Raw genomic sequence first — 26226 nt, 5'->3', positions numbered from 1 at the left:
TAACAGCGTAGCCCATGAAAGCTGGTAGATTAATGACAAACATCATGCGGTAGACAGAAATCTGCATTTCCGCAAAAAATTTCGGTAATCTTACGCAAAAATTTGAAGATCGCCTTGTCGAAACATGGCTCAAGCCTCTTCCCAACGGTATCCCGCGCCCGGAAAGGTGTTGAAACGGCGTCAGAATAGCTGGAGTCATCTTTAAAGACAAAAAAAATTGAAGGATGTCACGTAAAGTTGTGTGGTTATAACTTTTTTTTAATGTTTGCAGGATTAGTTGAGGTGAGCCATGGCGAATGAATCTGGCAGTACCAATTGGTTTCAGATGTTTCAGCGCGGTCAGCACTACATGAAGACCTGGCCTGCTGATAAGCGCCTGGCCCCCGTGTTTCCGGAAAACCGTGTTTCATCCGTGACGCGTTTTGCCATTCGCTTTATGCCTCCCCTGGCGATTTTTACCCTGACCTGGCAGATCGCAATGGGTGGCCAGCTTGGCCCGGCCGTGGCGACGGCGCTGTTTGCCTGCAGCCTGCCGATGCAGGGGTTATGGTGGCTCGGTAAGCGTTCTGTTACGCCGCTGCCGCCGACGCTGCTGAGCTGGTTTCATGAAGTCCGCGCCCGCCTGGAAGAGGCGGGACAGGCTATCGCGCCGGTAGAAGGCAAACCGACCTATCAGGCGCTGGCCGACCTGCTGAAACGCGCGTTTAAACAGCTTGACCGCACGTTCCTCGACGATCTCTGACCCTCTTCAGGCGGGCGGTGATTTAATTACCGCTAACCCGCAACCAAATCAAAGAAAGGCGATACGGCGATTTCCGTATCGCTAACGCTATGTAATCATTTCCTCCTTGTCGATTAACTGAGCGGTCGCCGACCGGGAGCGAATGATGGAAATGACCCATGCACAGCGTTTAATTCTTACCAACCAGTACAAAATCATGGCGATGCTGGAGCCGGAAAATGCTGAACGTTTTCGCCGTTACCAGACCATCGTTGAGCGCGGTTATGCACTACAGATGCGGGAGCTGGATAAAGAGTTCGGCGAACTCAGCGAAGCAACCTGCCGGACGGTGATCGACATTATGGAAATGCATCACGCGCTGCACGTCTCCTGGTCAAACCTGAAAGAGAAAAATCAGACGGATGAGCGCCGTCTCGCTTTTCTCGGTTTTGATGCCGCGACAGAAGCCCGCCTGCTGGGATATGTGCGCTTCATGGTCAACACGGAAGGGCGCTACACCCACTTCGATTCCGGCACCCATGGCTTTAACGCGCAGACCCCGATGTGGGAAAAGTATCAACGCATGCTGGCTTTATGGCAGACTTGTCCGCGCCAGTACCATTTGAGTGCCAACGAGATTGCACAGGTTATTAATGCATGATGAGGAGAAGCGCGTGACCTACAGAGGTTTTCTTTTTGATTTGGACGGCACGCTGGTCGATTCGCTGCCCGCCGTAGAACGCGCCTGGAGCCAGTGGGGTGCGCGTCATGGTATTGCTGCCGATGAGATCCTCGATTTCATTCATGGCAAACAGGCCATTACTTCTCTGCGTCATTTTATGGCAGGCCAGCCGGAAGAGGCGATTCAGGCGGAGTTTGTGGCGCTGGAGCAGGCGGAAGCGGCGGACACCGATGGCGTGCAGGCGCTGCCGGGTGCCAGAGCGCTGCTGGAAAGGCTGAACGCGCTGCAGATCCCCTGGGCCATTGTCACCTCCGGTTCGGTGCCGGTTGCGCATGCCCGACATAAAGCCGCAGGCTTGCCGAAACCTGCGGTGTTTATTACTGCGGAGCAGGTGGCAAAAGGTAAACCGGAACCCGATCCCTATCTGCTCGGGGCGGAGAAACTGGGCTTAGACGCCGCAGCCTGTGTGGTGGCAGAGGATGCCCCCGCCGGCATCGTATCCGGACTGAACGCAGGCTGCGCGGTGATCGCCATCAATGCTCCGGCGGACACCCCCCGGCTGGATGAGGTGGCGCTTCGCCTCAGCTCACTGGCATCACTGGTCGTGACCCGGGAAGCTGACGGCAGTTTTACCTTCAGCCAGCAGGCGTAAGGAAGGAGCCGGCGGTCACGCCGCCGGACTCAGAGTGGCGTATCCTGCGAGATTTCATCCAGCGACAGGCTGAAGCTCGGAATAAAGACCTCAACGAAATAATCCATCTCAGGCGAACGCCGTTGCGCCAGCGTTGTCTCCAGTCGCGCTTTCGCCAGTAAAAACTCATTGTTCCCGGCAGAGAGTTCCTCAAGACACTTAACATAGGCGCAGAGCGCATCGGCCTGCTTGACGACGGCCTGCTCCTCTTCACTGTGCAGGTGCTCATCGATTAACGGGCGATAGATCGCCTGAAACTCTTCCGGCAACATCTCAATCAGCTTCTGCTGCGCAATTTTCTCGATTTTTTTATATTCATGCGCGATCTGCGCGTTGTAATACTTGACCGGTGTGGGCAGGTCGCCGGTCAGCACTTCGCTGGCATCGTGATAGAGCGCCAGCATGGCGATGCGATCGGCATTCAGCGACCCGCTGAACTTAAGGTTTTTGATCACGGCCAGGGCGTGCGCCACCATGGCAACCTGCAGGCTGTGTTCAGACACGTTTTCGGTGCGCACGTTGCGCATCAGCGGCCAGCGGTTGATCAGCTTGAGACGGGAGAGATGGGCGAAGAAGTGACTTTGAGTCATGCGCGTTCCTGTTAGCCGGCAGGGGAGAGACAGGCTCTCCCCAAATAGCTTCAGTATACGCGGGCGGGATTACTGACGATAGCCTTGCAGGAAACGGCCAAATTTATTGATGGCCATTTCCAGATCGTCCACGCGCGGCAGCGTGACGATGCGCAGGTGATCGGGCGAGGGCCAGTTAAATGCGCTACCCTGAACCAGCAGAACTTTCTCCTGCAGCAGGAAATCCAGCACCATCTTCTGATCGTCGAAGATGTTGAATTTTTTAGCATCGATTTTCGGAAACATATAGAGCGCGCCCTGGGGCTTCACACAGCTGACGCCCGGAATATCGTTAATCAGTTCCCAGGCGCGCTGACGCTGCTCGTAGAGACGTCCGCCAGGCATGATAAATTCGCTGATGCTCTGGTAACCGCCCAGCGCCGTCTGAATCGCATGCTGGGCCGGCACGTTAGCACAGAGACGCATTGAGGCGAGCATCTCCAGCCCTTCGATGTAGCCTTTAGCATGTTTCTTCGGCCCGTTCAGCACCATCCAGCCCTGACGGAAACCGGCCACGCGATAGGTTTTAGAGAGGCCGTTAAAGGTCACGGTCAGCAGATCCGGTGCCAGCGCGGCGATGCTGTGATGCTGTGCCTCATCATAGAGGATCTTGTCGTAGATCTCGTCGGCAAAAATGATCAGGTTATGCTGACGGGCAATCTCAACCACTTCCAGCAGCAGTTCTTTGCTGTAGACCGCGCCGGTCGGGTTATTCGGGTTGATAATGACGATGCCGCGGGTGCGGGGCGTAATCTTGCTGCGGATGTCATCCAGGTCGGGGAACCAGCCTGCGGACTCATCACAAAGATAGTGCACCGCTTTCCCGCTGGAGAGGGAGACGGCCGCCGTCCATAAAGGATAGTCGGGAGCCGGGACCAGCATTTCGTCACCGCTGTTCAGTAACGCCTGCATCGCCTGCACGATCAGTTCTGACACACCGTTGCCAATGTAGATATCTTCTACCGTGACGTCGCGCATGTCGCGTGCCTGGTAGTGCTGCATGATCGCTTTGCGGGCAGAGTAGAGGCCCTTGGAGTCGCAATAGCCCTGGGCGCTGGGAAGATTACGAATCACATCGACCAGAATCTCGTCCGGCGCTTCAAAGCCGAAAGGCGCCGGGTTGCCGATGTTCAGCTTAAGAACTTTGTTGCCTTCTTCTTCGAGGCGTTTTGCCTCTTTCAGTACCGGACCACGGATGTCGTAACAGACATTGTCGAGTTTCCCGGATTTATCAATTTGAAAAGTCATTGTTACCGCCTTAATGGGCAGAATCCTTTTGGCTGCCACAGAAATCAAACCAGCACAATGTACTCTCCTCAGGATAACAAAAGAAGGGTGCCGTCCGGTTTTGGCGGGTTCAACACCTTTTTGCCCGGCGTGTAGCGTAAAAACTATTTACCACGGCTTTGGCTGGTCAATAAAACCATAAATAAGGTTAAGGTCAGGTTTTTAAACTGATGAATAGCGTGGCAGGGGCGGGGCTGCGGTGCGTGTTTTCTCAAAGCGGACCGTAAATAATCTGAAGCGGTCATTTTTCCGCCGCGGAAATATACCCCAGGAGAAATAGTTAAAGGATATTTTATGAATGCTCATTTTGTGGACGATTTTGCGGCCTCGTTAATACTTACGCCTTAACGCTGCTTAAGAGTATCCGGTTTAAGGTGTTGTGATCGCCGGAAAAGGTCCAAAAGCAGAGGGTAAAAGAGGCATCAGATTGAACTATTGTGGGCAGCAGTTAACAGTTTCTCACTAAATTTCAGAGCGATGAAGGCTTAAAAAGTGATCAATAATGTGGCATAAGGGTCTGGAAATGCCTTTGCCGCAAAATTTACAGCGGTTTTCACAAAATCATTTCCATTTTGAAGTCAAAAATGATTAAGTATAATTTATTATTTAATGCACTTTACCGCTTTGTCCCGCCAGCCCGTAAAGTGTGAATTTCGTCCTGTCCGGTTCTTTTCGGCAGGATCACGATTATGACGCAGCTTCCTGCATTCGCGCCCCCCGCGCTTTCGGTTCAGACGTGGTCTTTTTCACGACAGCGTATGACCCATCAGGTGAGTGAGCCGTGCGGAATCCGCACAAGAGATTTTTTGTGCCAGTCTTCACACAGGACTGTCATTAAGCACCATTACTGCTTATCACTTTGATAAGCTTGTAATAACACCAGGGTAGTAGTTCGTAAAATCTTATAAGTGAAGAAAAAAACATGACTAATGCAAATCGTCCGATACTGAATCTCGACCTCGATCTGCTGAGAACTTTCGTTGCCGTTGCGGATTTGAATACCTTTGCAGCCGCCGCTGCAGCGGTCTGCAGAACCCAGTCAGCAGTCAGTCAGCAGATGCAACGTCTGGAACAATTGGTAGGTAAAGAGCTGTTTGCCAGACATGGACGTAACAAACTGTTAACAGAGCATGGAATTCAGCTTCTGGGCTATGCCAGAAAAATTCTGCGTTTTAATGACGAAGCCTGCACCTCACTGATGTACAGCAACATTCAGGGCGTACTGACTATCGGTGCCTCTGATGACACCTCAGACACGATCCTGCCATTCCTGCTGAACCGTGTGACCTCGGTGTATCCGAAGCTGGCTATCGATGTGCGGGTTAAACGTAATCCTTTCATGATGGAAATGCTCAACCAGGGTGAAGTGGACCTGGTTGTGACGACCTCCAGCCCAGGTAATTTCACCTATCAGGTGCTGCGGACATCACCGACTTTATGGTACTGCGCTGCGGATTATATCTTCCAGCGTGGTGAAGCCATTCCACTGGTGCTGCTGGATGAGCCAAGTCCTTATCGTGATATGGCCATCGACCATCTTAACGAAGCCGGTATTCCGTGGCGGATCTCCTATGTCGCTTCAACCCTGGCTGCCGTACGCGCCGCGGTAAAAGCGGGTCTGGGTGTGACAGCCCGTCCGGTTGAGATGATGAGTCCGGAACTGCGTGTGATGGGTGCGGCGGAAGGGCTGCCGGTGCTGCCGGATACGCAATACCTGCTGTGCCGCAATCCGGATAGCGATAACGAACTGGCTCTGGCGATCTTCAATGCCATGCAGTCCACTAACGATCCCTACAATCTGAGCAATAATCCCGACGGTGCATTGTTGCTGGATGACGAAGAGTAGTTTCGCTTACGTATTGCACTCCATGCCAGCGTGGCTGTCTTAATAAACGCTTATAAATCGCCTCTCGCTTTCCGAACCGGACGAGAGGCTTTTTTTTGTCTGATGCACCTCAGACGCCCCTCCGCACACGTCCTGTCCCGCTGATTCACGTCCTTTTCGGCCTCATACCTCTCTCTACTAAAACCTGCCAGTCATAAACCCGCTATTTTGTTCCATGATGTCTCATTTGAGGTGGATAAAATTGCGGCAAAAAGGGCAAAACTGTGTTCCTGATCAAGAAAATACCCCTGGTAAGGGGAAGGAAAACAGCGTGAGACCTGTCAAAATATGATTGTTAAATGCACGATCCATGCGTGTGAATACCCGCTACACTAAAATTAACCCTACAGACTGAAGCGATTTAGCTGGAAAGCGGGGCATCATTTGTTAATAATATGATGCAGGTGTGAAATAATGTTTGGATACTTTTGTCAAAGTTGACAAAAGGTTATAGAAAGGAGTAAAAAACCCCATAAAATTGCTGCTTATTGACAAATAACAGCGACGTTTGAAAGGTTTTTACCCTTCCCTTGAATCGATGTGGTCAGTTTGCTGCGGGAAACGCGTGCAGGATGCCAGCGCCACTTTTGATGAGTAAGCAATGAGTATGTCAACTACCACCGAAATCATCGCTCAGCACTGGGCGTTTATCGTATTTATCGTTATTGCCTTTGGCCTGTGTGCTTTCATGCTGACCGGAGGATGGCTGCTCGGCGGCAAAGCACGCGCCCGCTACAAAGACACGCCATTCGAATCGGGCATCGAATCCGTTGGTGATACCCATATCCGCCTCTCGGCGAAATTTTATCTGGTTGCGATGTTTTTCGTCATTTTCGACGTCGAAGCCCTCTTTTTATACGCATGGGCGACCTCAATCCGTGAAAGCGGATGGATCGGCTTTGCGGAAGCCGCAATTTTCATTTTGGTGCTCCTGGCGGGGCTGGTCTATCTGGTGCGCATCGGCGCGCTGGACTGGGCGCCTGCCCGCCGTCGCGTAGTGGTGAAAACCACTACGGTCAGCCACACCAAACCTCACAAGCAGTAAAAGAGAGGCAATAAGATGGACTATACGCTCACCCGCATAGACCCGAACGGTGGTGAGAACGACCGTTATCCTCTGCAAAAGCAGGAAATCGTCAGCGATCCGCTGGAGCAGCACGTTCATCGCAGCGTCTACATGGGCAAACTCGAAAATGCCCTGCATGACATGGTGAACTGGGGACGTAAAAACTCCCTCTGGCCCTACAACTTTGGTCTCTCCTGCTGTTATGTAGAGATGACAACGTCGTTCACGGCCGTGCACGACGTGGCCCGTTTCGGCGCGGAGGTTATGCGTGCCTCGCCACGTCAGGCTGACTTCATGGTCATTGCCGGAACCCCCTTCACCAAAATGGCCCCGGTCATTCAGCGTTTGTACGATCAGATGCTGGAGCCAAAATGGGTCATTTCCATGGGTGCCTGCGCCAACTCCGGCGGCATGTATGACATCTATTCTGTTGTGCAGGGCGTGGATAAGTTCCTGCCGGTTGATGTGTACATTCCTGGCTGCCCGCCTCGTCCTGAAGCCTATATGCAGGCACTGCTGCTGCTGCAGGAGTCGATCGGTAAAGAGCGCCGTCCTCTCTCATGGGTTGTCGGCGATCAGGGCGTTTATCGCGCCAACATGCAATCCGAGCGGGAAAGAAAGCGCGGCGAGCGCATCGCCGTCACTAACCTGCGCAGCCCGGACGAAGTCTAAAACCGTACGGATGGAAAATCGCGCCTGCAGCAGAACATCACAATTTAATGCATGGCCCCATCCTGACGCCTTCATTTGAGTGCCTGAGATCAGGCCGGAATGGTGAGTAACGTATGACAGATTTGACCACGCAAGATCTCGCTCAGCCGCTATGGCAAACCCGTGATCACCTGGACGATCCGGTGATCGGCGAGTTGCGTAACCGTTTTGGGCCGGACGCCTTCACTGTTCAGCCTACCCGTACCGGTATTCCGGTTGTCTGGGTAAAGCGTGAACAGATACTGGAAATTACCGAGTTCCTGCGTAAATTGCCGAAGCCTTACGTCATGCTGTATGACCTGCATGGTGTGGATGAGCGTTTACGTACCCACCGTGCAGGCCTGCCTGCTGCGGATTTCTCCGTTTTCTACCACCTGCTGTCGATTGAACGCAATCGTGACATCATGCTCAAGGTGGCCTTATCTGAAAACGATATGCATCTGCCGACGCTTACCCGGCTTTTCCCGAATGCCAACTGGTATGAGCGTGAAACCTGGGAGATGTTTGGCGTCACCTTTGATGGGCACCCGCATCTGACGCGCATCATGATGCCCCCCACGTGGGAAGGCCATCCGCTGCGCAAAGATTATCCGGCGCGCGCCACGGAGTTCGATCCTTTCACGCTGACGAAGCAGAAAGAAGATTTAGAGATGGAGGCGCTGACCTTTAAGCCTGAAGACTGGGGCATGAAGCGCAGCACCACCAACGAAGATTTTATGTTCCTCAACCTCGGGCCTAACCACCCGTCAGCGCACGGTGCGTTCCGCATCATCCTGCAGCTGGATGGCGAGGAGATTGTCGACTGCGTACCGGACATCGGCTATCACCATCGTGGTGCCGAAAAGATGGGCGAGCGTCAGTCGTGGCACAGCTACATTCCCTACACTGACCGTATCGAATACCTGGGCGGCTGCGTCAATGAAATGCCGTATGTGCTGGCCGTTGAGAAACTGGCCGGGATCGTGGTGCCCGATCGCGTAAACGTGATCCGCGTGATGCTCTCTGAGCTGTTCCGCATCAACAGTCATCTTCTCTATATCTCGACCTTTATTCAGGACGTCGGTGCAATGACACCGGTGTTCTTCGCCTTTACCGATCGCCAGAAAATTTATGACGTGGTTGAAGCCATTACCGGCTTCCGTATGCACCCGGCCTGGTTCCGCATCGGCGGGGTTGCCCACGATCTGCCACGCGGCTGGGAGCGTCTGCTGCGTGACTTCCTGGACTGGATGCCGAAACGCCTGAAGGAGTATGACAAAGCCGCACTGCGTAACAGCGTGCTGGTTGGTCGTTCCAAAGGCGTGGCCGCTTACAACATGGAAGAGGCGCTGGCATGGGGCACCACCGGTGCCGGTCTGCGTGCCACCGGTCTCGACTTTGATGTGCGCAAATGGCGTCCTTATTCTGGCTACGAAAACTTCGATTTTGAGATCCCGGTCGGCTCCGGCGTCAGCGATGCTTACAGCCGTGTCCAGCTGAAGATGGAAGAGATGTGGCAGTCGCTGCGCATCCTTGAGCAGTGCCTCAACAACATGCCAGAGGGACCGTTCAAAGCGGATCACCCGCTGACCACGCCGCCACCGAAAGAGCGCACGCTGCAGCACATCGAAACGCTGATCACACACTTCCTGCAGGTGTCGTGGGGGCCGGTGATGCCAGCCAATGAATCTTTCCAGATGATTGAAGCGACGAAAGGGATCAACAGCTACTACCTGACCAGCGACGGCAGCACCATGAGCTACCGCACCCGTGTGCGTACGCCGAGCTTCCCGCATCTGCAGCAGATTCCTTCGGTAATCCGTGGCAGCCTGGTATCCGACCTGATCGTCTACCTGGGCAGTATCGATTTTGTTATGTCAGACGTGGACCGCTAATTATGCACGATCAACACATTGCCATTAAAACGATCGACCCTGATGAGGTCTTCGTGCTGAGCGCGGAAGAGCATCACGCCATTGAGCACGAAAAACACCACTATGAAGATGCGCGTGCAGCCTCCATTGAAGCGCTGAAGATCGTGCAGAAACAGCGTGGCTGGGTACCGGATGGTGCCATCAACGCGATCGCCGACGTCCTCGGGATTCCGGCGAGTGATGTTGAGGGTGTGGCGACATTCTACAGCCAGATCTTCCGTCAGCCGGTGGGGCGTCATGTGATCCGTTACTGCGACAGCGTGGTCTGTCACATCACCGGCTATCAGGGCATCCAGGCCGCACTGGAGCAGCAGCTGAATATCAAACCGGGCCAGACCACGGCTGATGGCCGCTTTACGCTGCTGCCGACCTGCTGCCTGGGGAACTGCGATAAAGGGCCGACCATGATGGTGGACGAAGATACCCATGTTCATCTGACGCCGGAAGGCATTCCCTCTTTGCTGGAGCAGTATCAATGACAATCAAACAGATCATTCGTACTGCTGAAACTCACCCGCTGACCTGGCGGATGCGCGACGACAAGCAGCCGGTCTGGCTGGACGAATACCGCAGTAAAAACGGCTATGCCGGTGCGGAAAAAGCGCTGAAAACCATGTCGCAGGATGAGATCGTCGCGGCAGTCAAAGATTCCGGCCTGAAAGGGCGCGGCGGTGCAGGCTTCTCGACCGGGCTGAAGTGGAGCCTGATGCCGAAAGATGAGTCGATGAACATCCGTTACCTGCTGTGTAACGCCGATGAGATGGAGCCGGGCACCTATAAAGACCGCCTGCTGATGGAGCAGATGCCGCACCAGCTGGTCGAGGGGATGCTGATCAGCGCCTTCGCTCTCAAGGCTTACCGTGGCTACATCTTCCTGCGTGGTGAATATATTGAAGCGGCGGTGCATCTGCGCCGCGCGATTGCCGAAGCGACCGAAGCGGGCTTTCTCGGCAAAAATATTCTTGGCACCGGCTTCGACTTTGAGCTGATCGTCCACACCGGCGCAGGACGTTATATCTGCGGCGAAGAGACGGCGCTGATTAACTCCCTGGAAGGCCGCCGTGCTAACCCGCGTTCCAAACCGCCCTTCCCGGCGAGTGCCGGTGCGTGGGGCAAACCGACCTGCGTGAACAACGTGGAAACCCTCTCTAACGTCCCGGCGATCCTGGCCAACGGCGTAGAGTGGTACAAGAGCATCTCAAAGAGTGAAGATGCCGGTACCAAAATGATGGGCTTCTCCGGGCGGGTTAAAAATCCTGGCGTCTGGGAACTGCCATTTGGCATTACCGCGCGTGAAATCCTTGAAGATTACGCGGGCGGCATGCGCGACGGACTGAAGTTCAAAGCCTGGCAGCCCGGTGGCGCAGGCACTGACTTCCTGACAGAGCAGCATCTGGATCTGCCGATGGAATTTGCCAGCATCGGTAAAGCAGGCAGCCGACTGGGCACCGCCCTGGCGATGGCCGTCGACCACGAAATCAATATGGTCTCGCTGGTTCGTAACCTGGAAGAGTTCTTTGCCCGTGAGTCGTGCGGCTGGTGTACGCCGTGCCGTGACGGTCTGCCGTGGAGCGTAAAAATTCTGCGCGCGCTTGAGCAGAAGCAGGGGCAGCCAGGGGATATCGAAACCCTGCTGCAACTCTGCCGTCAGCTCGGTCCGGGTAAAACCTTCTGTGCGCATGCCCCGGGCGCGGTCGAGCCGCTGCAGAGTGCGATTAAATATTTCCGTGAAGAGTTTGAAGCCGGCATGGCGCCGCAGGTCTTTGGCAATACCCGCTCCATTGGCGGGATCCAGCCAAACCTGCTGAAAGCGCGCTGGTAATTCGCCGCCGCACACGGAACAGGCCTGGTGCCGCCGCCCCGACAATGTCGTGCGTCGGGGCAAGAATATGATTAACGCTCGTCTCTGACGAGCCTTACGGAAGCATGTCACTATGGCTACAATTCATGTAGACGGTAAAGAGTATGATGTGAACGGAGCGGACAACCTGCTACAGGCGTGTCTCTCTCTGGGCCTTGATATTCCTTACTTTTGCTGGCATCCGGCGCTGGGAAGCGTCGGGGCCTGCCGCCAGTGTGCGGTAAAGCAATTCCAGAATGCCGAAGATACCCGTGGTCGTCTCGTCATGTCCTGCATGACGCCGGCCTCTGACGGCACATTTATCTCCATCGACGATGGCGAAGCGAAAGAGTTCCGCGAAAGCGTGGTGGAGTGGCTGATGACCAACCACCCACACGACTGTCCGGTGTGTGAAGAGGGCGGTAACTGTCACCTGCAGGATATGACAGTGATGACCGGCCACAGCTTCCGCCGCTATCGCTTCACCAAGCGCACCCACCGTAATCAGGATCTCGGCCCCTTCATCTCGCACGAGATGAACCGCTGTATCGCCTGCTATCGCTGCGTGCGTTACTACAAAGATTATGCCGATGGCAAAGATCTGGGCGTCTACGGCGCACATGACAACGTCTACTTCGGTCGCCCGGAAGATGGCACGCTGGAAAGCGAATTCTCCGGTAACCTGGTCGAAATCTGCCCGACCGGCGTGTTCACCGACAAAACACACTCCGAACGCTATAACCGTAAATGGGATATGCAGTTCGCGCCGAGCATCTGCCAGCAGTGCAGCGTGGGCTGTAACACCAGCCCGGGTGAACGTTATGGTGAGTTACGCCGTATCGAAAACCGTTACAACGGCACCGTTAACCACTACTTCCTCTGTGACCGTGGCCGCTTTGGCTATGGCTATGTGAACCGTAAAGATCGTCCGCGTCAGCCGATGCTGCTGCGTGGCAACGACTGGGTGACGCTGAACGCCGAGCAGGCGGTTAACGCCGGGGCTGATTTGCTGCGCCAGGCGAAGAAAGTGATCGGTATCGGCTCACCGCGCGCCAGCGTTGAAAGTAACTTTGCCCTGCGTGAACTGGTCGGGGCGGAGAACTTCTCAACCGGTATACCGGCAGCAGAGCAGGCCCGGCTTGAACTGATGCTGAAAGTGCTGCGTGAGGGGGGGATTTACACCCCTTCGCTGCGTGAGATTGAAAGCTACGATGCGGTGCTGGTGCTGGGTGAAGATCTGACTCAGGTCGGCGCACGTGTGGCGCTCTCCGTCCGTCAGGCGGTGAAAGGCAAAGCGCGTGATATGGCCGCGGCACAGAAGGTGGCAGACTGGCAGATCGCCGCGATCCTGAACATCGGTCAGCATGCGAAACATCCGCTATTTGTCACCCACGTTGATGAAACCCGTCTGGATGATATCGCCGCATGGAGCTATCGTGCGCCGGTTGACGATCAGGCGCGTCTCGGTTTCGCCATCGCCAGTGCGCTGGATGAATCCGCGCCTGCGGTGACCGATTTCGACAGCGCACTCAGCGCCAGAATGGATGTGGTGGTTCAGGCACTGGCGGGCGCGAAAAAGCCATTAATCATCTCCGGTACCCATTCCGGCAGCAGTGCCATGATTGAAGCCGCCGCAAACGTCGCCAAAGCCCTGAAGGCACGCGGTGCCGATGTCGGCATTACGTTGCTGGCTGGCCACGCCAACAGTGTCGGACTTGGCCTGATCGGCGGCAATCCACTGGAGCACGCGCTGGAGCAGCTGTCAGGCGGTGAAGCCGACGCGCTGGTGGTGCTGGAAAACGATCTCTATCGCCATGCGCCCAAAGCGCTGGTGGATGCGGCGCTGGCTCAGACCACGAACGTGATCGTGGTGGATCATCAGCGCACCGCGACCGTGGAGAAGGCGGGTCTGGTCTTATCGACTGCGAGCTTCGCCGAAAGCGATGGTACCTCTGTTAACCATGAAGGCCGCGCGCAGCGTTTCTTCCAGGTTTACGATCCCGCTTATTACGACAACAGCGTCGTGATGCTGGAGAGCTGGCGCTGGCTGCACTCGCTGCACAGCACCCTGGAAAGCCGTCACGTGGACTGGACCCAGCTCGATCACGTTATCGATGCCGTGGTTACCCGTCTGCCGCAGCTGGCCGGCATCAAAGAGGCGGCGCCTGACGCCAGCTTCCGTATCCGGGGCCAGAAACTGTCACGTTCGCCGATCCGTGCGAGTGGTCGTACCGCCGCGCGCGCCAACATCAGCGTCCACGAACCGCGTCAGCCGCAGGATCAGGACACGATGTTTGCCTTCTCGATGGAAGGGAACAACCAGCCGTCGGCCCCGCGTTCTCAGATCCCGTTTGCCTGGGCACCGGGCTGGAACTCCCCTCAGGCGTGGAACAAATTCCAGGCCGAAGTGGGCGGCAAACTGCGTCATGGCGATCCGGGCGTGCGCCTGTTTGAAGCCAGCGCCGGTCAGTTACCCTGGTTTACCCGTGTCCCTCAGGCCTTTGTCAGTGAAGGGCAGTGGCGTGTGGCGCCGTGCTACCAGCTGTTTGGTAGTGAGGAGATGTCGCAGCGTTCCCCGGTTTTCCAGCAGCGTATGGCGCAGCCTGCTCTGGTGATCAACCCGGACGATGCGGCGAAGCTGGGCGTCAACGATGGCGCAGCCGTCGAGTTCAGCTGTGCCGGTGAGATCGTGCGTCTGCCGGTGCGTTTCTCGGCGTCACTGCAGGCGGGACAGATTGGTCTGCCGCTGGGCATGCCAGGCGTTCCGCCATTCCTGGCGAACGGTAAAATCGACACTCTGCAGGAGGCGGCGCAATGAGCTGGTTAACACCGGACGTTATCGACATTCTGCTGGCCATTGTTAAAGCCATCGTCATTCTGCTGGTGGTCGTGGCCTGCGGCGCGTTCATGAGCTTCGCCGAGCGTCGTCTGCTCGGCCTGTTCCAGAACCGTTACGGACCGAACCGCGTAGGCTGGGGCGGGTCACTGCAGCTGGTGGCGGACATGATCAAAATGTTCTTTAAAGAGGACTGGGTACCGCCGTTTACCGACCGCTTTATCTTTACTCTGGCACCGGTTATCGCCTTTGTTTCGCTGCTGCTGGCCTTTGCTATCGTGCCGGTTTCACCGACCTGGATGGTGACCGACCTGAACATCGGTCTGCTCTTCTTCCTGATGATGGCAGGTCTGGCGGTCTATGCGGTGCTGTTTGCCGGCTGGTCGAGTAACAACAAATACTCGCTGCTGGGTGCGATGCGCGCCTCGGCGCAGACCCTGAGCTATGAAGTGTTTCTGGGGCTGTCGCTGATGGGCGTAGTGGGGCAGGCGGGCTCGTTCAATATGAACGACATCGTCAACAGCCAGACGCATCTCTGGAACATCATCCCACAGTTCTTCGGTTTTGTGACCTTCTGTATTGCAGGTGTGGCGGTGTGTCACCGTCATCCCTTTGACCAGCCAGAAGCGGAACAGGAACTGGCTGACGGTTATCACATCGAATACGCCGGGATGAAGTTCGGCCTGTTCTTCGTCGGCGAGTATGTGGCGATTACCACGGTTTCCGCCCTGATCGTCACGCTGTTCTTTGGTGGCTGGCATGGACCCTTCCTGCCGCCGTTCATCTGGTTCGCCCTGAAAACGGCGTTCTTTATGATGATGTTCATCCTGATCCGCGCCGCGCTTCCGCGTCCACGCTACGACCAGGTGCTGTCATTCGGCTGGAAAGTGTGTCTGCCGTTGACGCTGCTGAACCTGCTGGCGACTGCCGCAGTGATTCTCTACACAGCGTCGTAAGGGGTTAACAAATGACTTTGAAAGATATTGTCGTCGGTTTTGGCACGACAGTTCGCAGTATCTGGCTGATAGGGCTGCACGCCTTTGCCAAACGTGAAACGCAGATGTACCCGGAAGAGCCGGTTTATCTGCCACCTCGCTATCGTGGCCGTATCGTGTTGACGCGCGATCCGGATGGGGCAGAGCGTTGCGTGGCCTGTAACCTGTGTGCGGTTGCCTGTCCGGTTGGCTGTATTTCGCTACAGAAAGCGGAAACCAAAGATGGCCGCTGGTATCCGGAGTTCTTCCGCATCAACTTCTCACGCTGCATCTTCTGCGGCATGTGTGAAGAAGCCTGTCCGACTACCGCGATTCAGCTGACGCCCGATTTTGAACTGGGCGAGTTTAAGCGTCAGGATCTGGTGTATGAGAAGGATGATCTGCTGATTTCGGGACCGGGTAAATATCCGGAGTACAACTTCTACCGCATGGCAGGTATGGCGATTGACGGTAAAGATAAAGGCGAAGCGGAAAACGAAGCGAAGCCAATCGACGTCAAAGGCTTATTACCTTAAGGAGCAAGGCATGGAATTTGCGTTTTATCTTTGCGGACTGGTGGCGGTGCTGACGACATTGCGCGTCATTACCCACACCAATCCGGTACATGCGTTGCTGTACCTGATCGTTTCGCTGTTATCGATCGCCGGCGTCTTCTTCTCAATGGGAGCCTATTTTGCGGGTGCGCTGGAGATCATCGTCTATGCTGGCGCGATCATGGTGCTGTTCGTCTTCGTCGTGATGATGCTGAACCTGGGCAAACAGACGCAGAAACAGGAGCGCGAGTGGCTCAGTCCCTCACTCTGGATTGGTCCGGGCCTAGTGTCGCTGCTGCTGCTGGTGGTGATGGTCTACGCCATCCTGACCGCCAATGACCAGGGTATTGACGGCACGATCATCGACGCTAAAGCGGTCGGTATCAGCCTGTTTGGTCCATACGTCCTCGCGGTAGAGCTGGCGTCGATGCTGCTGCTGGCCGGTCTGGTCGTGGCCTTCCATATCGGTCGTGAAGAGCGCCAGGGTGAAGTCCTGAGCAACCGTCCTGCTGACGCCGCACAGGCGAAAAAGGAGAGCGCATGATCCCGTTACAACATGGATTGATTCTGGCTGCCGTGCTGTTTGTCCTTGGACTCACGTCGCTGGTTATCCGCCGCAATCTGCTGTTTATGCTGATCGGCCTGGAAATCATGATCAACGCCGCCGCGTTAGCCCTGGTGGTTGCCGGGAGCTATTGGGGTCAGGCCGACGGACAGGTGATGTATATCCTGGCCATCAGCCTGGCAGCAGCGGAAGCCAGTATTGGTCTGGCGCTGCTGCTTCAGCTCTATCGTCGTCGTCAGACGCTGAACATTGATACTGTGAGCGAGATGCGCGGATGAATCTTCTCTATTTAACTGTCTTGTTTCCGCTAATCGGCTTTCTGCTGTTAGCGTTTTCCCGCGGTCGCTGGTCAGAGAACCTGTCGGCCACGATTGGTATGGGATCGGTAGGCCTGGCGGCCCTGACCACAGCGATGATCGGTTTCGACTTCTTCGCCAACGGTCAGCAGGCTTATACCCAGTCGCTCTGGACCTGGATGCATGTCGGCAACTTCGACATGAAGGTGAACCTGGCGCTGGATGGCCTGTCGCTGACGATGCTGTCTGTGGTAACCGGTGTGGGTTTCTTCATTCACATGTTCGCCTCCTGGTACATGCGGGGTGAAGAGGGCTACTCCCGCTTCTTCGCCTACACCAACCTGTTTATCGCCAGCATGGTGGTTCTGGTACTGGCCGATAACCTGATGCTGATGTATCTGGGCTGGGAAGGGGTAGGGCTCTGCTCCTATCTGCTGATCGGTTTCTACTACAGCAATCCGGAAAATGGCAAAGCGGCGATGAAAGCGTTCATCATCACCCGCGTGGGCGACGTCTTCCTGGCATTCGGTCTGTTCATCCTCTACAACGAGCTGGGCACGCTGAACTTCCGTGAGATGATGGCGCTGGCACCGGCGCACTTTGCCGCAGACAACCATATGCTGCAGTGGGCAACCCTGATGCTGCTGGGTGGCGCGGTCGGTAAATCGGCTCAGCTGCCGTTACAGACCTGGCTGGCAGACGCCATGGCCGGTCCGACACCGGTTTCAGCACTGATCCACGCCGCGACCATGGTCACCGCGGGCGTCTATCTGATTGCCCGTAGCCACGGTCTGTTCCTGCTGACGCCGGAAGTGCTGCATCTGGTGGGCATTGTCGGGGCGATAACCCTGGTGCTGGCGGGCTTTGCTGCGCTGGTACAGACCGATATCAAACGCGTGCTCGCTTACTCCACCATGAGCCAGATTGGCTACATGTTCCTGGCACTCGGTGTCCAGGCGTGGGATGCGGCGATTTTCCATCTGATGACGCACGCCTTCTTTAAAGCGTTACTGTTCCTCTCCTCTGGTTCGGTCATTCTGGCCTGCCATCATGAGCAGAACATCTTCAAAATGGGCGGCCTGCGTAAAAGTATTCCGCTGGTCTACACCTGCTTCCTGGTGGGTGGCGCGGCCCTGGCGGCCCTGCCGCTGGTCACCGCGGGCTTCTACAGTAAAGATGAGATCCTGTTTGGCGCACTGGCTAACGGTCACATCAATCTGATGGTGGCCGGACTGGTCGGGGCATTCCTGACCTCAATCTATACCTTCCGCATGATCTTTATCGTGTTCCACGGCGAAGAGAAAATTCATGCGCATGCCGGTAAGGGGATTACCCATCATCTGCCGCTGATTGTGCTGCTGCTGCTCTCCACCTTTATTGGTGCGCTGATCACGCCACCGCTGGCGGGTGTCCTGCCAGCCAGTGAGTTCGGCGAAGCGGGCAAAGTGGGACTGGAAATCACCTCAGGCGTTGTCGCGATTGTCGGCATTCTGATCGCTGCCGCGCTGTGGCTGGGCAAACGTGAGCTGGTTACCCGGATTGCAAACAGTGCACCTGGCCGCTTCTTCGGCACCTGGTGGTTTGCAGCCTGGGGCTTCGACTGGCTCTACGATAAAGTGTTCGTCAAACCTTACCTGGGTATTGCGTGGCTGCTGAAGCGCGACCCACTGAATGGCCTGATGAACCTGCCTGCACTGCTGTCACGTATTGCCAACAAAGGCCTGGTCGTCAGTGAGAATGGCTACCTGCGCTGGTACGTTGCGTCAATGAGCGTGGGTGCCGTGCTGGTGCTGGCTCTGCTGCTGGTGATGTAAAGATTGATGAGCGGGGGTGAGTTACCTCACCCCAATTAAGAATGTCAAAAATTACCTGAGTAATGAGCGTTATCGTCGCAGCCAGTTTCATTACCGCCAGCGCACAGCAACCGGAGCATACTGAAGTATGTGAGGATTGCGAGCACTGCCGGGAATGAAAATGGCAAGTAAGATAGCTCAGAAAAGGTCATAAAAGGGAAGTGTGCCGTGTTATTACCTTGGCTAATTATCATACCCTTCGTCGGCGGTCTGATCTGCTGGCTGACCGAGCGCCTCGGCGCGAAGGTGCCACGCTGGATCGCGCTGATCACCATGGGGCTGACGTTGGCGCTTTCACTGCAACTCTGGTTGCAGGGAGGCTATTCACTGACGCAGGCAGCGGGCATTCCGCAGTGGCAGTCAAGTTTCTCCGTTCCGTGGATCCCACGCTTCGGCATCAGCTTCCATTTAGCTATCGACGGTCTGTCGCTGCTGATGGTGGTGCTGACCGGCCTGCTCGGTCTGATGGCGGTGCTCTGCTCCTGGAATGAGATTGAAAAGTATCAGGGCTTCTTCCACCTCAACCTGATGTGGATCCTGGGCGGCGTCATCGGTGTGTTCCTCTCCATCGATATGTTCCTGTTCTTCTTCTTCTGGGAAATGATGCTGGTGCCGATGTACTTCCTCATCGCGCTCTGGGGTCATAAAGCCTCCGACGGCAAAACCCGTATTACCGCTGCAACCAAGTTCTTCATCTACACCCAGGCGTCAGGTCTGGTGATGCTTATTGCGATTCTGGGACTGGTGTTTGTCCACTTCAACGCAACCGGCGTCTGGACGTTCAACTATGAGCAGCTGCTGCAGACGCCGATGACACACGGTGTTGAATATCTGCTGATGCTGGGCTTCTTTATCGCTTTCGCGGTGAAAATGCCGGTGGTGCCGCTGCACGGCTGGCTGCCGGACGCGCACAGTCAGGCGCCGACGGCGGGTTCTGTTGACCTGGCGGGCATCCTGCTGAAAACCGCAGCGTATGGCTTACTGCGTTTCAGCCTGCCGCTGTTCCCGAACGCCTCGGCAGAGTTTGCGCCTGTTGCCATGTGGCTGGGTATCATCGGGATCTTCTACGGTGCCTGGATGGCGTTTTCGCAGACCGATATCAAGCGACTGATTGCCTACACCTCGATTTCGCACATGGGCTTTGTGCTGATTGCTATCTACACCGGCAGCCAGCTGGCGCTGCAGGGTGCGGTGATCCAGATGATTGCACACGGTCTCTCGGCTGCCGCGCTCTTCATCCTGTGTGGTCAGCTGTATGAGCGTCTGCATACCCGTGATATGCGCCAGATGGGCGGACTCTGGTCACGCATCAAATGGATTCCGGGCCTGTCGCTGTTCTTTGCTGTCGCCAACCTGGGGATGCCGGGTACCGGTAACTTCGTCGGCGAATTCATGATCCTGACGGGCAGTTTCCAGGTGGTGCCGACGATTATCATCATCTCCACCTTTGGTCTGGTGTTCGCCTCCGTTTACTCGCTGGTCATGATGCAGCGCGCCTACTACGGCGAAGCGAAATCAAAAGATCCGCTGCCAGGCATGTCACCGCGTGAGTTCATGACCATCGGGGTTCTGGTGGTCCTGCTGGTGCTGCTGGGCGTCTATCCACAGCCGATTCTGGATACTTCGCACGCTGCCATGAGCAATATTCAGCAGTGGTTTACCGCTTCAATTTCAACTACAAGGCCGTAATTCGCCATGACAATAACTCCTCACCAATTGATTGCGTTGCTGCCGCTGTTAATCGTCGGATTGACGGTGGTGGTTGTGATGCTGTCCATTGCCTGGCGACGCAACCACTTCGTTAACGCCACGCTAACGGTCGTTGGCCTGAACCTGGCGCTGCTGTCGCTCTATTTTGTCGGTCAGGTCGGCGCAATGGATGTCACGCCGCTGCTGCGTGTCGATGGCTATTCGATGTTCTACACCGCGCTGGTGATGCTGGCGAGCCTGGCGACCTGCACCTTTGCCTATCCGTGGCTGGCCGGTTTCCCGGACAACAAAGATGAGTTCTACCTGCTGGTGCTGATTGCGGCCCTGGGTGGCATCGTGCTGGCCAGTGCCAACCATCTGGCGGCGCTGTTCATCGGGATTGAGCTGCTGTCGCTGCCGCTGTTTGGTCTGATCGGCTATGCGTTCCGCCAGAAACGTTCGCTGGAAGCGGCGCTGAAATACACCATTCTTTCCGCGGCGGCCTCCTCGTTCCTGCTGTTTGGTATCGCGCTGATCTACGCTGACTCCGGTAACCTGAGCTTCGTTGCGCTGGGTCAGAGTCTGACCGACAGCATGATTCAGGAGCCCCTGCTGCTGGTTGGGCTGGGCATGATGATCATCGGTCTGGGCTTCAAACTTTCGCTGGTTCCGTTCCACCTCTGGACGCCTGATGTCTATCAGGGTGCGCCCGCGCCGGTGTCGACCTTCCTGGCAACCGCCAGCAAGATCGCCATCTTCGGTGTCATCATGCGTCTCTTCATGTATGCGCCGGTGACCGACAGCGAGGCCGTTCGCACGGTACTGGGCCTGATCGCCTTCGTATCGATCCTGTTCGGTAACCTGATGGCGATTTCGCAAAGCAACATTAAGCGTCTGCTGGGCTACTCTTCCATCGCCCACCTGGGTTATCTGCTGGTGGCGCTGATTGCGGTGAAAGATCATGAGCTGTCGATGGAAACGTCCGGGGTTTATCTGGCCGGTTACCTGTTCAGCAGCCTGGGCGCGTTTGGTGTGGTCAGTCTGATGTCCAGCCCGTATCGTGGCCCGGATGCGGACTCGCTCTACTCCTACCGTGGCCTGTTCTGGCATCGTCCGATTCTCTCTGCGGTCATGACGGTGATGATGCTGTCGCTGGCGGGTATCCCGATGACGCTGGGCTTTATCGGTAAATTCTACGTCATCGCTTCCGGCGTCAGTGCACACCTGTGGTGGCTGACCGGCGCCGTGGTGGCGGGCAGTGCGATTGGTCTTTACTACTATCTGCGCGTCACGGTCAGTCTTTACCTCAGCCCGCCGGAGCTGCACACCCGTGATACGCCAGCTAACTGGGCGTTTACCGCCGGTGGTGTGGTCGTGCTGATCTCCGCCATTCTGGTGCTGCTGTTAGGGGTCTACCCGCAGCCATTAATCAGACTGGTGATGATGGCTCAGCCGCTGATGTAAGCGGAATGACGCTCTGACGAATCAGGCCTTCGGGCCTGATTTTTTTTGTCTGCCATTGACCTGTCATCTGTAAATCGCGACGTTATGGCCTCGTCGCCATAACCCATCCGGCCTTCTCAGGAGAAATCATGGATATTTGCTGGCTCGATAAACACCATCGTGAACTCACGCCCGCCGAACTCTATGCGCTGCTGGCGCTGCGCAGTCAGGTCTTTGTGGTGGAGCAGCAGTGCGCCTATCTGGATGTGGATGGCAGAGATTTACAGGCAGAAAACCGGCATCTGCTGGGGATGGCCGGTGACCAGCTGGTGGCCTATGCGCGCCTGCTGTCTCCGGAGGAAGCCTCTGGCCCGGTAAAAATCGGTCGGGTGATCGTGTCCGATCGGGTGCGCGGTGCGCAGCTGGGACGTCGTCTGATGGAGCAGGCGGTCAGCCGTTGTCAGCAGCACTGGCCGGGCCGCGACCTGTTTCTCTCTGCGCAGGCGCATCTGGAGAACTTCTACGGGCAGCATGGTTTTGTGGCGACAGGGGAGGTCTATCTGGAAGATGGGATCCCCCATGTCGATATGCTGAAGGTCGCGCCATAAAAAAGGCGAGGCCGGAGCCTCGCCTGTTTACATCAGCCGACCGTCATCTGGCGGTCATCGACATATTTCCGCTGATCCGGCGCAGGCGGGAAGTATTGATAGAGCCAGGTTTCGCTCAGCGTCTCCTCTTTGGTGCGCAGGAAGAGGCGCATTTCGACCGGCGCGGTCGAGTCGCTGTTCGGATACCAGTCAAACAGAATGCGATAACCCTTCAGCGGATCGACATACAGAATCTCGACCTGTTTCACGCTACCGGATGACACGGTAATGACCGGCTCGATGCCTTTCGGCGCGGCAGCCTGCAAATCACCCCCGATGAAATCAATGGCGAAGCGACGGCACCAGGTTTCCGGGAAGTGTTCGCCAGGCGCCCAGCCTTCCGGGAAACCGCCGATACCGGTGCGGGTGGCGTCAACGCGCGCCAGACCGCTGCGCACCGGCGGCAGACCACTCCAGTAGAGCTTGTAGGAGAAGTTCAGCTCGCTGCCCGCTTTGACCGGTTCTGCGGGTTGCCAGAAGCAGACCACGTTATCCAGCGTTTCGCCAGTCGTCGGGATCTCCATCAGGTTAATCGCACCTTTGCCCCATTTGCCGACCGGCTCCACCCACAGGCTCGGACGCTTGTCATACCAGCCAATCACATCCTGATAATCTTTAAAGTCGTGATTAAGCTGGAGCAGGCCAAAGCCACGCGGATTCTCATCTTCGTAGGCGTTGAACTGCAGTCGCTGCGGATTGTTCAGCGGACGGGCAATCCATTCCCCTTTACCGGTCCACATCGCCAGGCGATCGGAGTCATGGATTTGCGGATGGTAGGTGTTGCACATGCGGCGTTCATTCGTGCCGCAGCTGAACATGCTGGTCATGGGCGAGATGCCAATCTGGCGGATCTCTTTGCGGGCAAACAGGTGGTTTTCCACCTCCATCACCACGCGTTTCTCTTCGCAATGGATGATGAACTTGTATGCGCCGGTAATGCTCGCGCCATCCAGCAGGGCGTAGCAGGTAAAGGTAGTATCTTCCGCTTTTGGCGTTTCAAACCAGAAGGCCGTGAAATCGGGGAACTCTTCCTGACCGTTGCTGAAGGTGTTGATCGCGACGCCACGTGCCGAGAGGCCATACTGGTAAGTATCGTCAACCGCACGGAAATAGCTTGCGCCGAGGAAGGAGACGATATCCCGGCGAGCCAGTTCCGGTTTCTTAAAGGCGCGGAAACCGGCAAAGCCCAGGTCGGTTTTACCCTCCAGCTGCTTTGTATCGACCTTCGCATCGTTATAGTTAAACAGTTCAGGACGGAAGTGGATTTCGCGCGCCTCGCGGCTGGCACTGTCAACCGAGAACATGCGGATGCGGCGCTTGAAGCCCATGCCGACGTGGAAGAACTGCACGTCCAGCTGACGGTCGGGCAGGTTGTTCCAGAGCGAGTGGTTCGCGTCATACTGAATTTCGTTGTACGCCTGTGGCGTCAGCGTTGCCAGTGTCTCCGGCAGTGCGCCTGGTGCGCCGCCCCAGGGTTGCTTCGCCAGCGCGGCCGCTTTTTTCTTCAATACGTCGAAATCGAAGCGTACTGCGGTTCCGTCAGCAATGCCATCTTCTGCCCAGGCGGATTGCGCAAACAGCGTTGACAGGCCGGTCATGCCGCTGACGGCGGAGAAGGCCATTGACGCTTTCATAAACATTCTTCGATTCATGCCAGAGATCATTCCTTAGCTGTTCGAGGGTGTCGTGACTGTCGTGCAAAATGCACTTTCATGGCCCGATAATCACAGGCAACAGAGGGGTACGACAGCAGGGTAACTGGAAAATTCAGTTCCGTTAAAATTTATCAGATTAATCAAAGAAGCGAAGCGAAATTGCGTCTCTGCCGCTGCGTCTTACGCATCTTTGCACAGGGAAGGGCGCGCTGCCAGACGCTGGCTCGGTTAGCAAATGAAAAATCAGGTGATTCCTGGCGCAGGAAATCGGCAGAGCGTCAGATTGTGGCTATAGTTAATGAACTGCTTTGCAATTCACACGGAGGAAACGATGGTAAACCAGACAAATCAATTCGAAACGGGCCTCGATGACGATATTGCGTTACTGACGGAAACGCTGGAAGAAGTACTGAAGGCATCCGGTGATCCGGCTGACCAGAAGTACATCGAGCTTAAAAGCAAAGCCGAACAGGCGCTGCACGATGTGAAATCCCGTGTCAGCCAGGCGTCCGATAGCTACTACTATCGTGCAAAACAGGCCGCTTACCGCGCCGACGATTACGTACACGAAAAACCCTGGCAGGGTGTTGGCATCGGCGCTACCGCCGGTCTGATCCTGGGGCTGCTGCTGGCGCGTCGTTAATCGCGACGTCCTGACAGTCATCAAACGGCGGGTCTCTCCCGCCGTTTTTGTTTTTCCTGAACGCACGGCCCGCCTCCGCAAACCCTCGTTTTTCTCTTTCCGGCCTGAAGCGCCCTGTGCTCTCAGAGGGGAATGCGCATTGTGTTTCTCTGATGGAGTTCCTAAAGTAAAGCAAACGTTAAAAAGGAGAATGCGACGTGATCAGAGTAGAGATGCTGTCAACCGGGGATGAGGTGCTGCATGGCCAAATCGTCGATACCAACGCGGCCTGGCTGGCGGATGTGCTATTTCAGCACGGCCTGCCGATGACCAGCCGCACCACGGTCGGGGATTCTCTCGATTCGCTGATCGCGACGCTGCAGGCGCGCAGTCACGAGGCGGATGTGCTGATCGTGAATGGCGGGCTGGGGCCGACCAGTGACGATCTCAGTGCGCTGGCGGCGGCTCAGGCCTCTGGCGTGGAACTGGAGATGCAGCAAGGGTGGCTGGAGCAGATGGAAGCCTGGTTTGCCAGCCGGGGACGGGTGATGGCGGCGAGTAATCGCAAGCAGGCCGAGATCCCGGCCAATGCAGAACTGATTGATAATCCGATCGGCACCGCCTGTGGCTTTGCCCTGCAGCTCAATCGCTGCTGGATGTTTTTCACGCCCGGCGTTCCCTCTGAGTTTAAAGTTATGGTGGAGCAGCAGATCATTCCGCGCCTGAAGGCGAAGTTTACGCCGCCCGAGCCGCCGGTCTGTCTGCGACTGACGACCTTTGGTCGCGGCGAAAGTGATATCGCCGCCGAACTGGAGTCGCTGCCGCTGCCCGAGGGTGTGGTAATGGGTTATCGCTCCTCCATGCCGATTATCGAGATCAAACTCACCGGCCCGGCAAGTCAGCGTGTGGCGATGGAGCAGGCGTGGCAGCAGGTTCGGCTGCTGCTGGCGGAATGCACCATTTTTGAAGGCACCGAAGGTTTACCGGCCCTGCTGGCCCGTGAACTGACGCAGCGCGGTGCAGCGCTGGCGATCAGTGAGCAGTACACCGCCGGACTGCTCTACTGGCAACTGGCTGCTGCCAGTGTGCCGTTGCGCGGTGCAGACATTCTGCCTTCCCGCCCTGAGACGCTTGAGCAGCAGGTTACCCGCACCGGCCAGCTCGCCGCGCAGCAGCAGGCGGCGCTGGCGCTCTCTGTCGGCAGTCTGGATCAGGAAGAGATAGCGATTGCCCTGCATACTCCGGAAGGCAGTGTCGGACAGCGGGTGAAATTCAGCACCGGCCGTCATAACCTGGAGACGCGGCAGAAGGTGGTGGCAATGATGGCGATGAACATGCTGCGCCGCTGGTTGCACGGCAGCGAAGTCAGCACCGGTCACGGCTGGATTGATGTGCTTGAAACTATCAGACAGTGAGAACAGGGAAAATAAAACGGGCGCCTGAGGTGCCCGTCTGGATCAGACTACGGATTCAACCCATACAGGGTTAGTCTGACAGCAATAAATAGGCTTAAAGCGCAGGGAACACGGGCAGAGGAGGAAAGCGTCCCGCGCCATGGACGGCGCGGGCCGAGCTGTCAGGGATGACGCTTTTTGCGTCTTTCCGATCTGACCGTGTTCCCTGAGCTGACGCGATCTCAAAGCAAATCAAGTCAGACTTTTTTCGTC

General features: G+C 56.2%; 23 protein-coding genes. 20 read left to right on the top strand and 3 right to left on the bottom strand.

Going from position 1 to position 26226, the window contains the following annotated elements; genetic code table 11:
• Nucleotides 1–289: 289 nt before the first annotated feature.
• The 3 genes from yfbV to AC6I7A_RS12945 all read left to right on the top strand — a co-directional run bounded on the left by yfbV (nucleotide 290) and on the right by AC6I7A_RS12945 (nucleotide 2055).
• Complete coding sequence (gene yfbV / locus AC6I7A_RS12955; RefSeq protein ID WP_009089002.1) at nucleotides 290–742, top strand: terminus macrodomain insulation protein YfbV; 453 nt, start codon at nucleotides 290–292, stop codon at nucleotides 740–742.
• Nucleotides 743–887: 145 nt separating this feature from the next.
• Nucleotides 888–1382 carry a YfbU family protein gene (locus AC6I7A_RS12950; RefSeq protein ID WP_058956883.1) on the top strand — a complete coding sequence of 165 codons (495 nt, stop codon included), beginning with the start codon at nucleotides 888–890 and terminating at the stop codon, nucleotides 1380–1382.
• A gap of 13 nt (nucleotides 1383–1395) precedes the next feature.
• Nucleotides 1396–2055, top strand: coding sequence for a sugar phosphatase (locus tag AC6I7A_RS12945; RefSeq protein WP_058956893.1), 660 nt, complete (start codon nucleotides 1396–1398; stop codon nucleotides 2053–2055).
• A gap of 29 nt (nucleotides 2056–2084) precedes the next feature.
• On the opposite strand, the gene yfbR is transcribed toward AC6I7A_RS12945, so the two are convergent.
• Together yfbR and AC6I7A_RS12935 are read right to left on the bottom strand one after the other, a co-directional pair.
• Nucleotides 2085–2684: a 5'-deoxynucleotidase gene (gene yfbR, locus AC6I7A_RS12940; RefSeq protein ID WP_058956884.1), complete on the bottom strand. Its 600-nt coding sequence runs from the start codon at nucleotides 2682–2684 to the stop codon at nucleotides 2085–2087.
• Nucleotides 2685–2753: 69 nt separating this feature from the next.
• On the bottom strand, nucleotides 2754–3971 hold the full coding sequence (locus AC6I7A_RS12935) for a pyridoxal phosphate-dependent aminotransferase (RefSeq protein WP_009089010.1): 1218 nt from the start codon (nucleotides 3969–3971) through the stop codon (nucleotides 2754–2756).
• A gap of 961 nt (nucleotides 3972–4932) precedes the next feature.
• On the opposite strand from AC6I7A_RS12935, the gene lrhA reads away from it, so the two are divergent.
• From lrhA to AC6I7A_RS12860, 15 genes are all read left to right on the top strand, one after another.
• On the top strand, nucleotides 4933–5856 hold the full coding sequence (gene lrhA, locus AC6I7A_RS12930; protein ID WP_003854247.1) for a transcriptional regulator LrhA: 924 nt from the start codon (nucleotides 4933–4935) through the stop codon (nucleotides 5854–5856).
• Nucleotides 5857–6496: 640 nt separating this feature from the next.
• A complete protein-coding gene (locus AC6I7A_RS12925; protein WP_071987796.1) occupies nucleotides 6497–6940 on the top strand; it encodes an NADH-quinone oxidoreductase subunit A in 444 nt (147 codons plus the stop codon).
• Nucleotides 6941–6955: 15 nt separating this feature from the next.
• On the top strand, nucleotides 6956–7633 hold the full coding sequence (locus tag AC6I7A_RS12920; RefSeq protein ID WP_009089012.1) for a NuoB/complex I 20 kDa subunit family protein: 678 nt from the start codon (nucleotides 6956–6958) through the stop codon (nucleotides 7631–7633).
• Nucleotides 7634–7746: 113 nt separating this feature from the next.
• Complete coding sequence (nuoC, locus tag AC6I7A_RS12915) at nucleotides 7747–9546, top strand: NADH-quinone oxidoreductase subunit C/D (RefSeq protein ID WP_009089013.1); 1800 nt, start codon at nucleotides 7747–7749, stop codon at nucleotides 9544–9546.
• A 2-nt stretch (nucleotides 9547–9548) separates the two neighbouring features.
• On the top strand, nucleotides 9549–10064 hold the full coding sequence (gene nuoE, locus AC6I7A_RS12910) for an NADH-quinone oxidoreductase subunit NuoE (protein WP_009089015.1): 516 nt from the start codon (nucleotides 9549–9551) through the stop codon (nucleotides 10062–10064).
• A gap of 2 nt (nucleotides 10065–10066) precedes the next feature.
• Nucleotides 10067–11407 carry an NADH-quinone oxidoreductase subunit NuoF gene (gene nuoF / locus AC6I7A_RS12905; protein WP_181405340.1) on the top strand — a complete coding sequence of 447 codons (1341 nt, stop codon included), beginning with the start codon at nucleotides 10067–10069 and terminating at the stop codon, nucleotides 11405–11407.
• Between the two features lie 112 nt (nucleotides 11408–11519).
• Nucleotides 11520–14243, top strand: a complete 2724-nt coding sequence (nuoG, locus tag AC6I7A_RS12900) for an NADH-quinone oxidoreductase subunit NuoG (protein ID WP_498003732.1) — start codon at nucleotides 11520–11522, stop codon at nucleotides 14241–14243.
• Nucleotides 14240–15217 (top strand): NADH-quinone oxidoreductase subunit NuoH, encoded by a 978-nt coding sequence (gene nuoH, locus AC6I7A_RS12895; protein WP_058957788.1) that lies wholly within the window; start codon nucleotides 14240–14242, stop codon nucleotides 15215–15217. Before nuoG ends, nuoH begins: the two co-directional genes overlap by 4 nt.
• 11 nt (nucleotides 15218–15228) lie before the next feature.
• Nucleotides 15229–15771 carry an NADH-quinone oxidoreductase subunit NuoI gene (gene nuoI, locus AC6I7A_RS12890; RefSeq protein ID WP_009089021.1) on the top strand — a complete coding sequence of 181 codons (543 nt, stop codon included), beginning with the start codon at nucleotides 15229–15231 and terminating at the stop codon, nucleotides 15769–15771.
• 10 nt (nucleotides 15772–15781) lie between these two features.
• Nucleotides 15782–16333: an NADH-quinone oxidoreductase subunit J gene (gene nuoJ, locus AC6I7A_RS12885; protein ID WP_009089036.1), complete on the top strand. Its 552-nt coding sequence runs from the start codon at nucleotides 15782–15784 to the stop codon at nucleotides 16331–16333.
• Nucleotides 16330–16632, top strand: a complete 303-nt coding sequence (gene nuoK, locus AC6I7A_RS12880) for an NADH-quinone oxidoreductase subunit NuoK (RefSeq protein WP_003854236.1) — start codon at nucleotides 16330–16332, stop codon at nucleotides 16630–16632. The genes nuoJ and nuoK overlap by 4 nt, the downstream gene beginning before the upstream one ends.
• Entirely contained in the window at nucleotides 16629–18464 is a 1836-nt protein-coding gene (gene nuoL, locus AC6I7A_RS12875; RefSeq protein ID WP_009089038.1) for an NADH-quinone oxidoreductase subunit L, read from the top strand. The genes nuoK and nuoL overlap by 4 nt, the downstream gene beginning before the upstream one ends.
• A 207-nt stretch (nucleotides 18465–18671) precedes the next feature.
• On the top strand, nucleotides 18672–20192 hold the full coding sequence (nuoM, locus tag AC6I7A_RS12870; protein WP_009089040.1) for an NADH-quinone oxidoreductase subunit M: 1521 nt from the start codon (nucleotides 18672–18674) through the stop codon (nucleotides 20190–20192).
• A 6-nt stretch (nucleotides 20193–20198) separates the two neighbouring features.
• Nucleotides 20199–21656 (top strand): NADH-quinone oxidoreductase subunit NuoN, encoded by a 1458-nt coding sequence (nuoN, locus tag AC6I7A_RS12865; protein ID WP_046102270.1) that lies wholly within the window; start codon nucleotides 20199–20201, stop codon nucleotides 21654–21656.
• Between the two features lie 128 nt (nucleotides 21657–21784).
• Nucleotides 21785–22243: a GNAT family N-acetyltransferase gene (locus AC6I7A_RS12860; protein ID WP_058957787.1), complete on the top strand. Its 459-nt coding sequence runs from the start codon at nucleotides 21785–21787 to the stop codon at nucleotides 22241–22243.
• A gap of 32 nt (nucleotides 22244–22275) precedes the next feature.
• On the opposite strand, the gene AC6I7A_RS12855 is transcribed toward AC6I7A_RS12860, so the two are convergent.
• Nucleotides 22276–23934, bottom strand: coding sequence for an OpgD/OpgG family glucan biosynthesis protein (locus AC6I7A_RS12855; RefSeq protein WP_058957786.1), 1659 nt, complete (start codon nucleotides 23932–23934; stop codon nucleotides 22276–22278).
• A gap of 334 nt (nucleotides 23935–24268) precedes the next feature.
• On the opposite strand from AC6I7A_RS12855, the gene elaB reads away from it, so the two are divergent.
• Nucleotides 24269–24580, top strand: a complete 312-nt coding sequence (gene elaB, locus AC6I7A_RS12850; RefSeq protein ID WP_009089050.1) for a stress response protein ElaB — start codon at nucleotides 24269–24271, stop codon at nucleotides 24578–24580.
• Between the two features lie 197 nt (nucleotides 24581–24777).
• The gene (locus tag AC6I7A_RS12845) at nucleotides 24778–25974 is read left to right on the top strand and encodes a nicotinamide mononucleotide deamidase-related protein YfaY (protein WP_058957785.1); all 1197 of its coding nucleotides are present in this window, start codon (nucleotides 24778–24780) and stop codon (nucleotides 25972–25974) included.
• Nucleotides 25975–26226: the final 252 nt, after the last annotated feature.

Source organism: Type-F symbiont of Plautia stali, from assembly GCF_059731105.1.
This window is presented reverse-complemented; position numbering and strand designations above follow the sequence as displayed.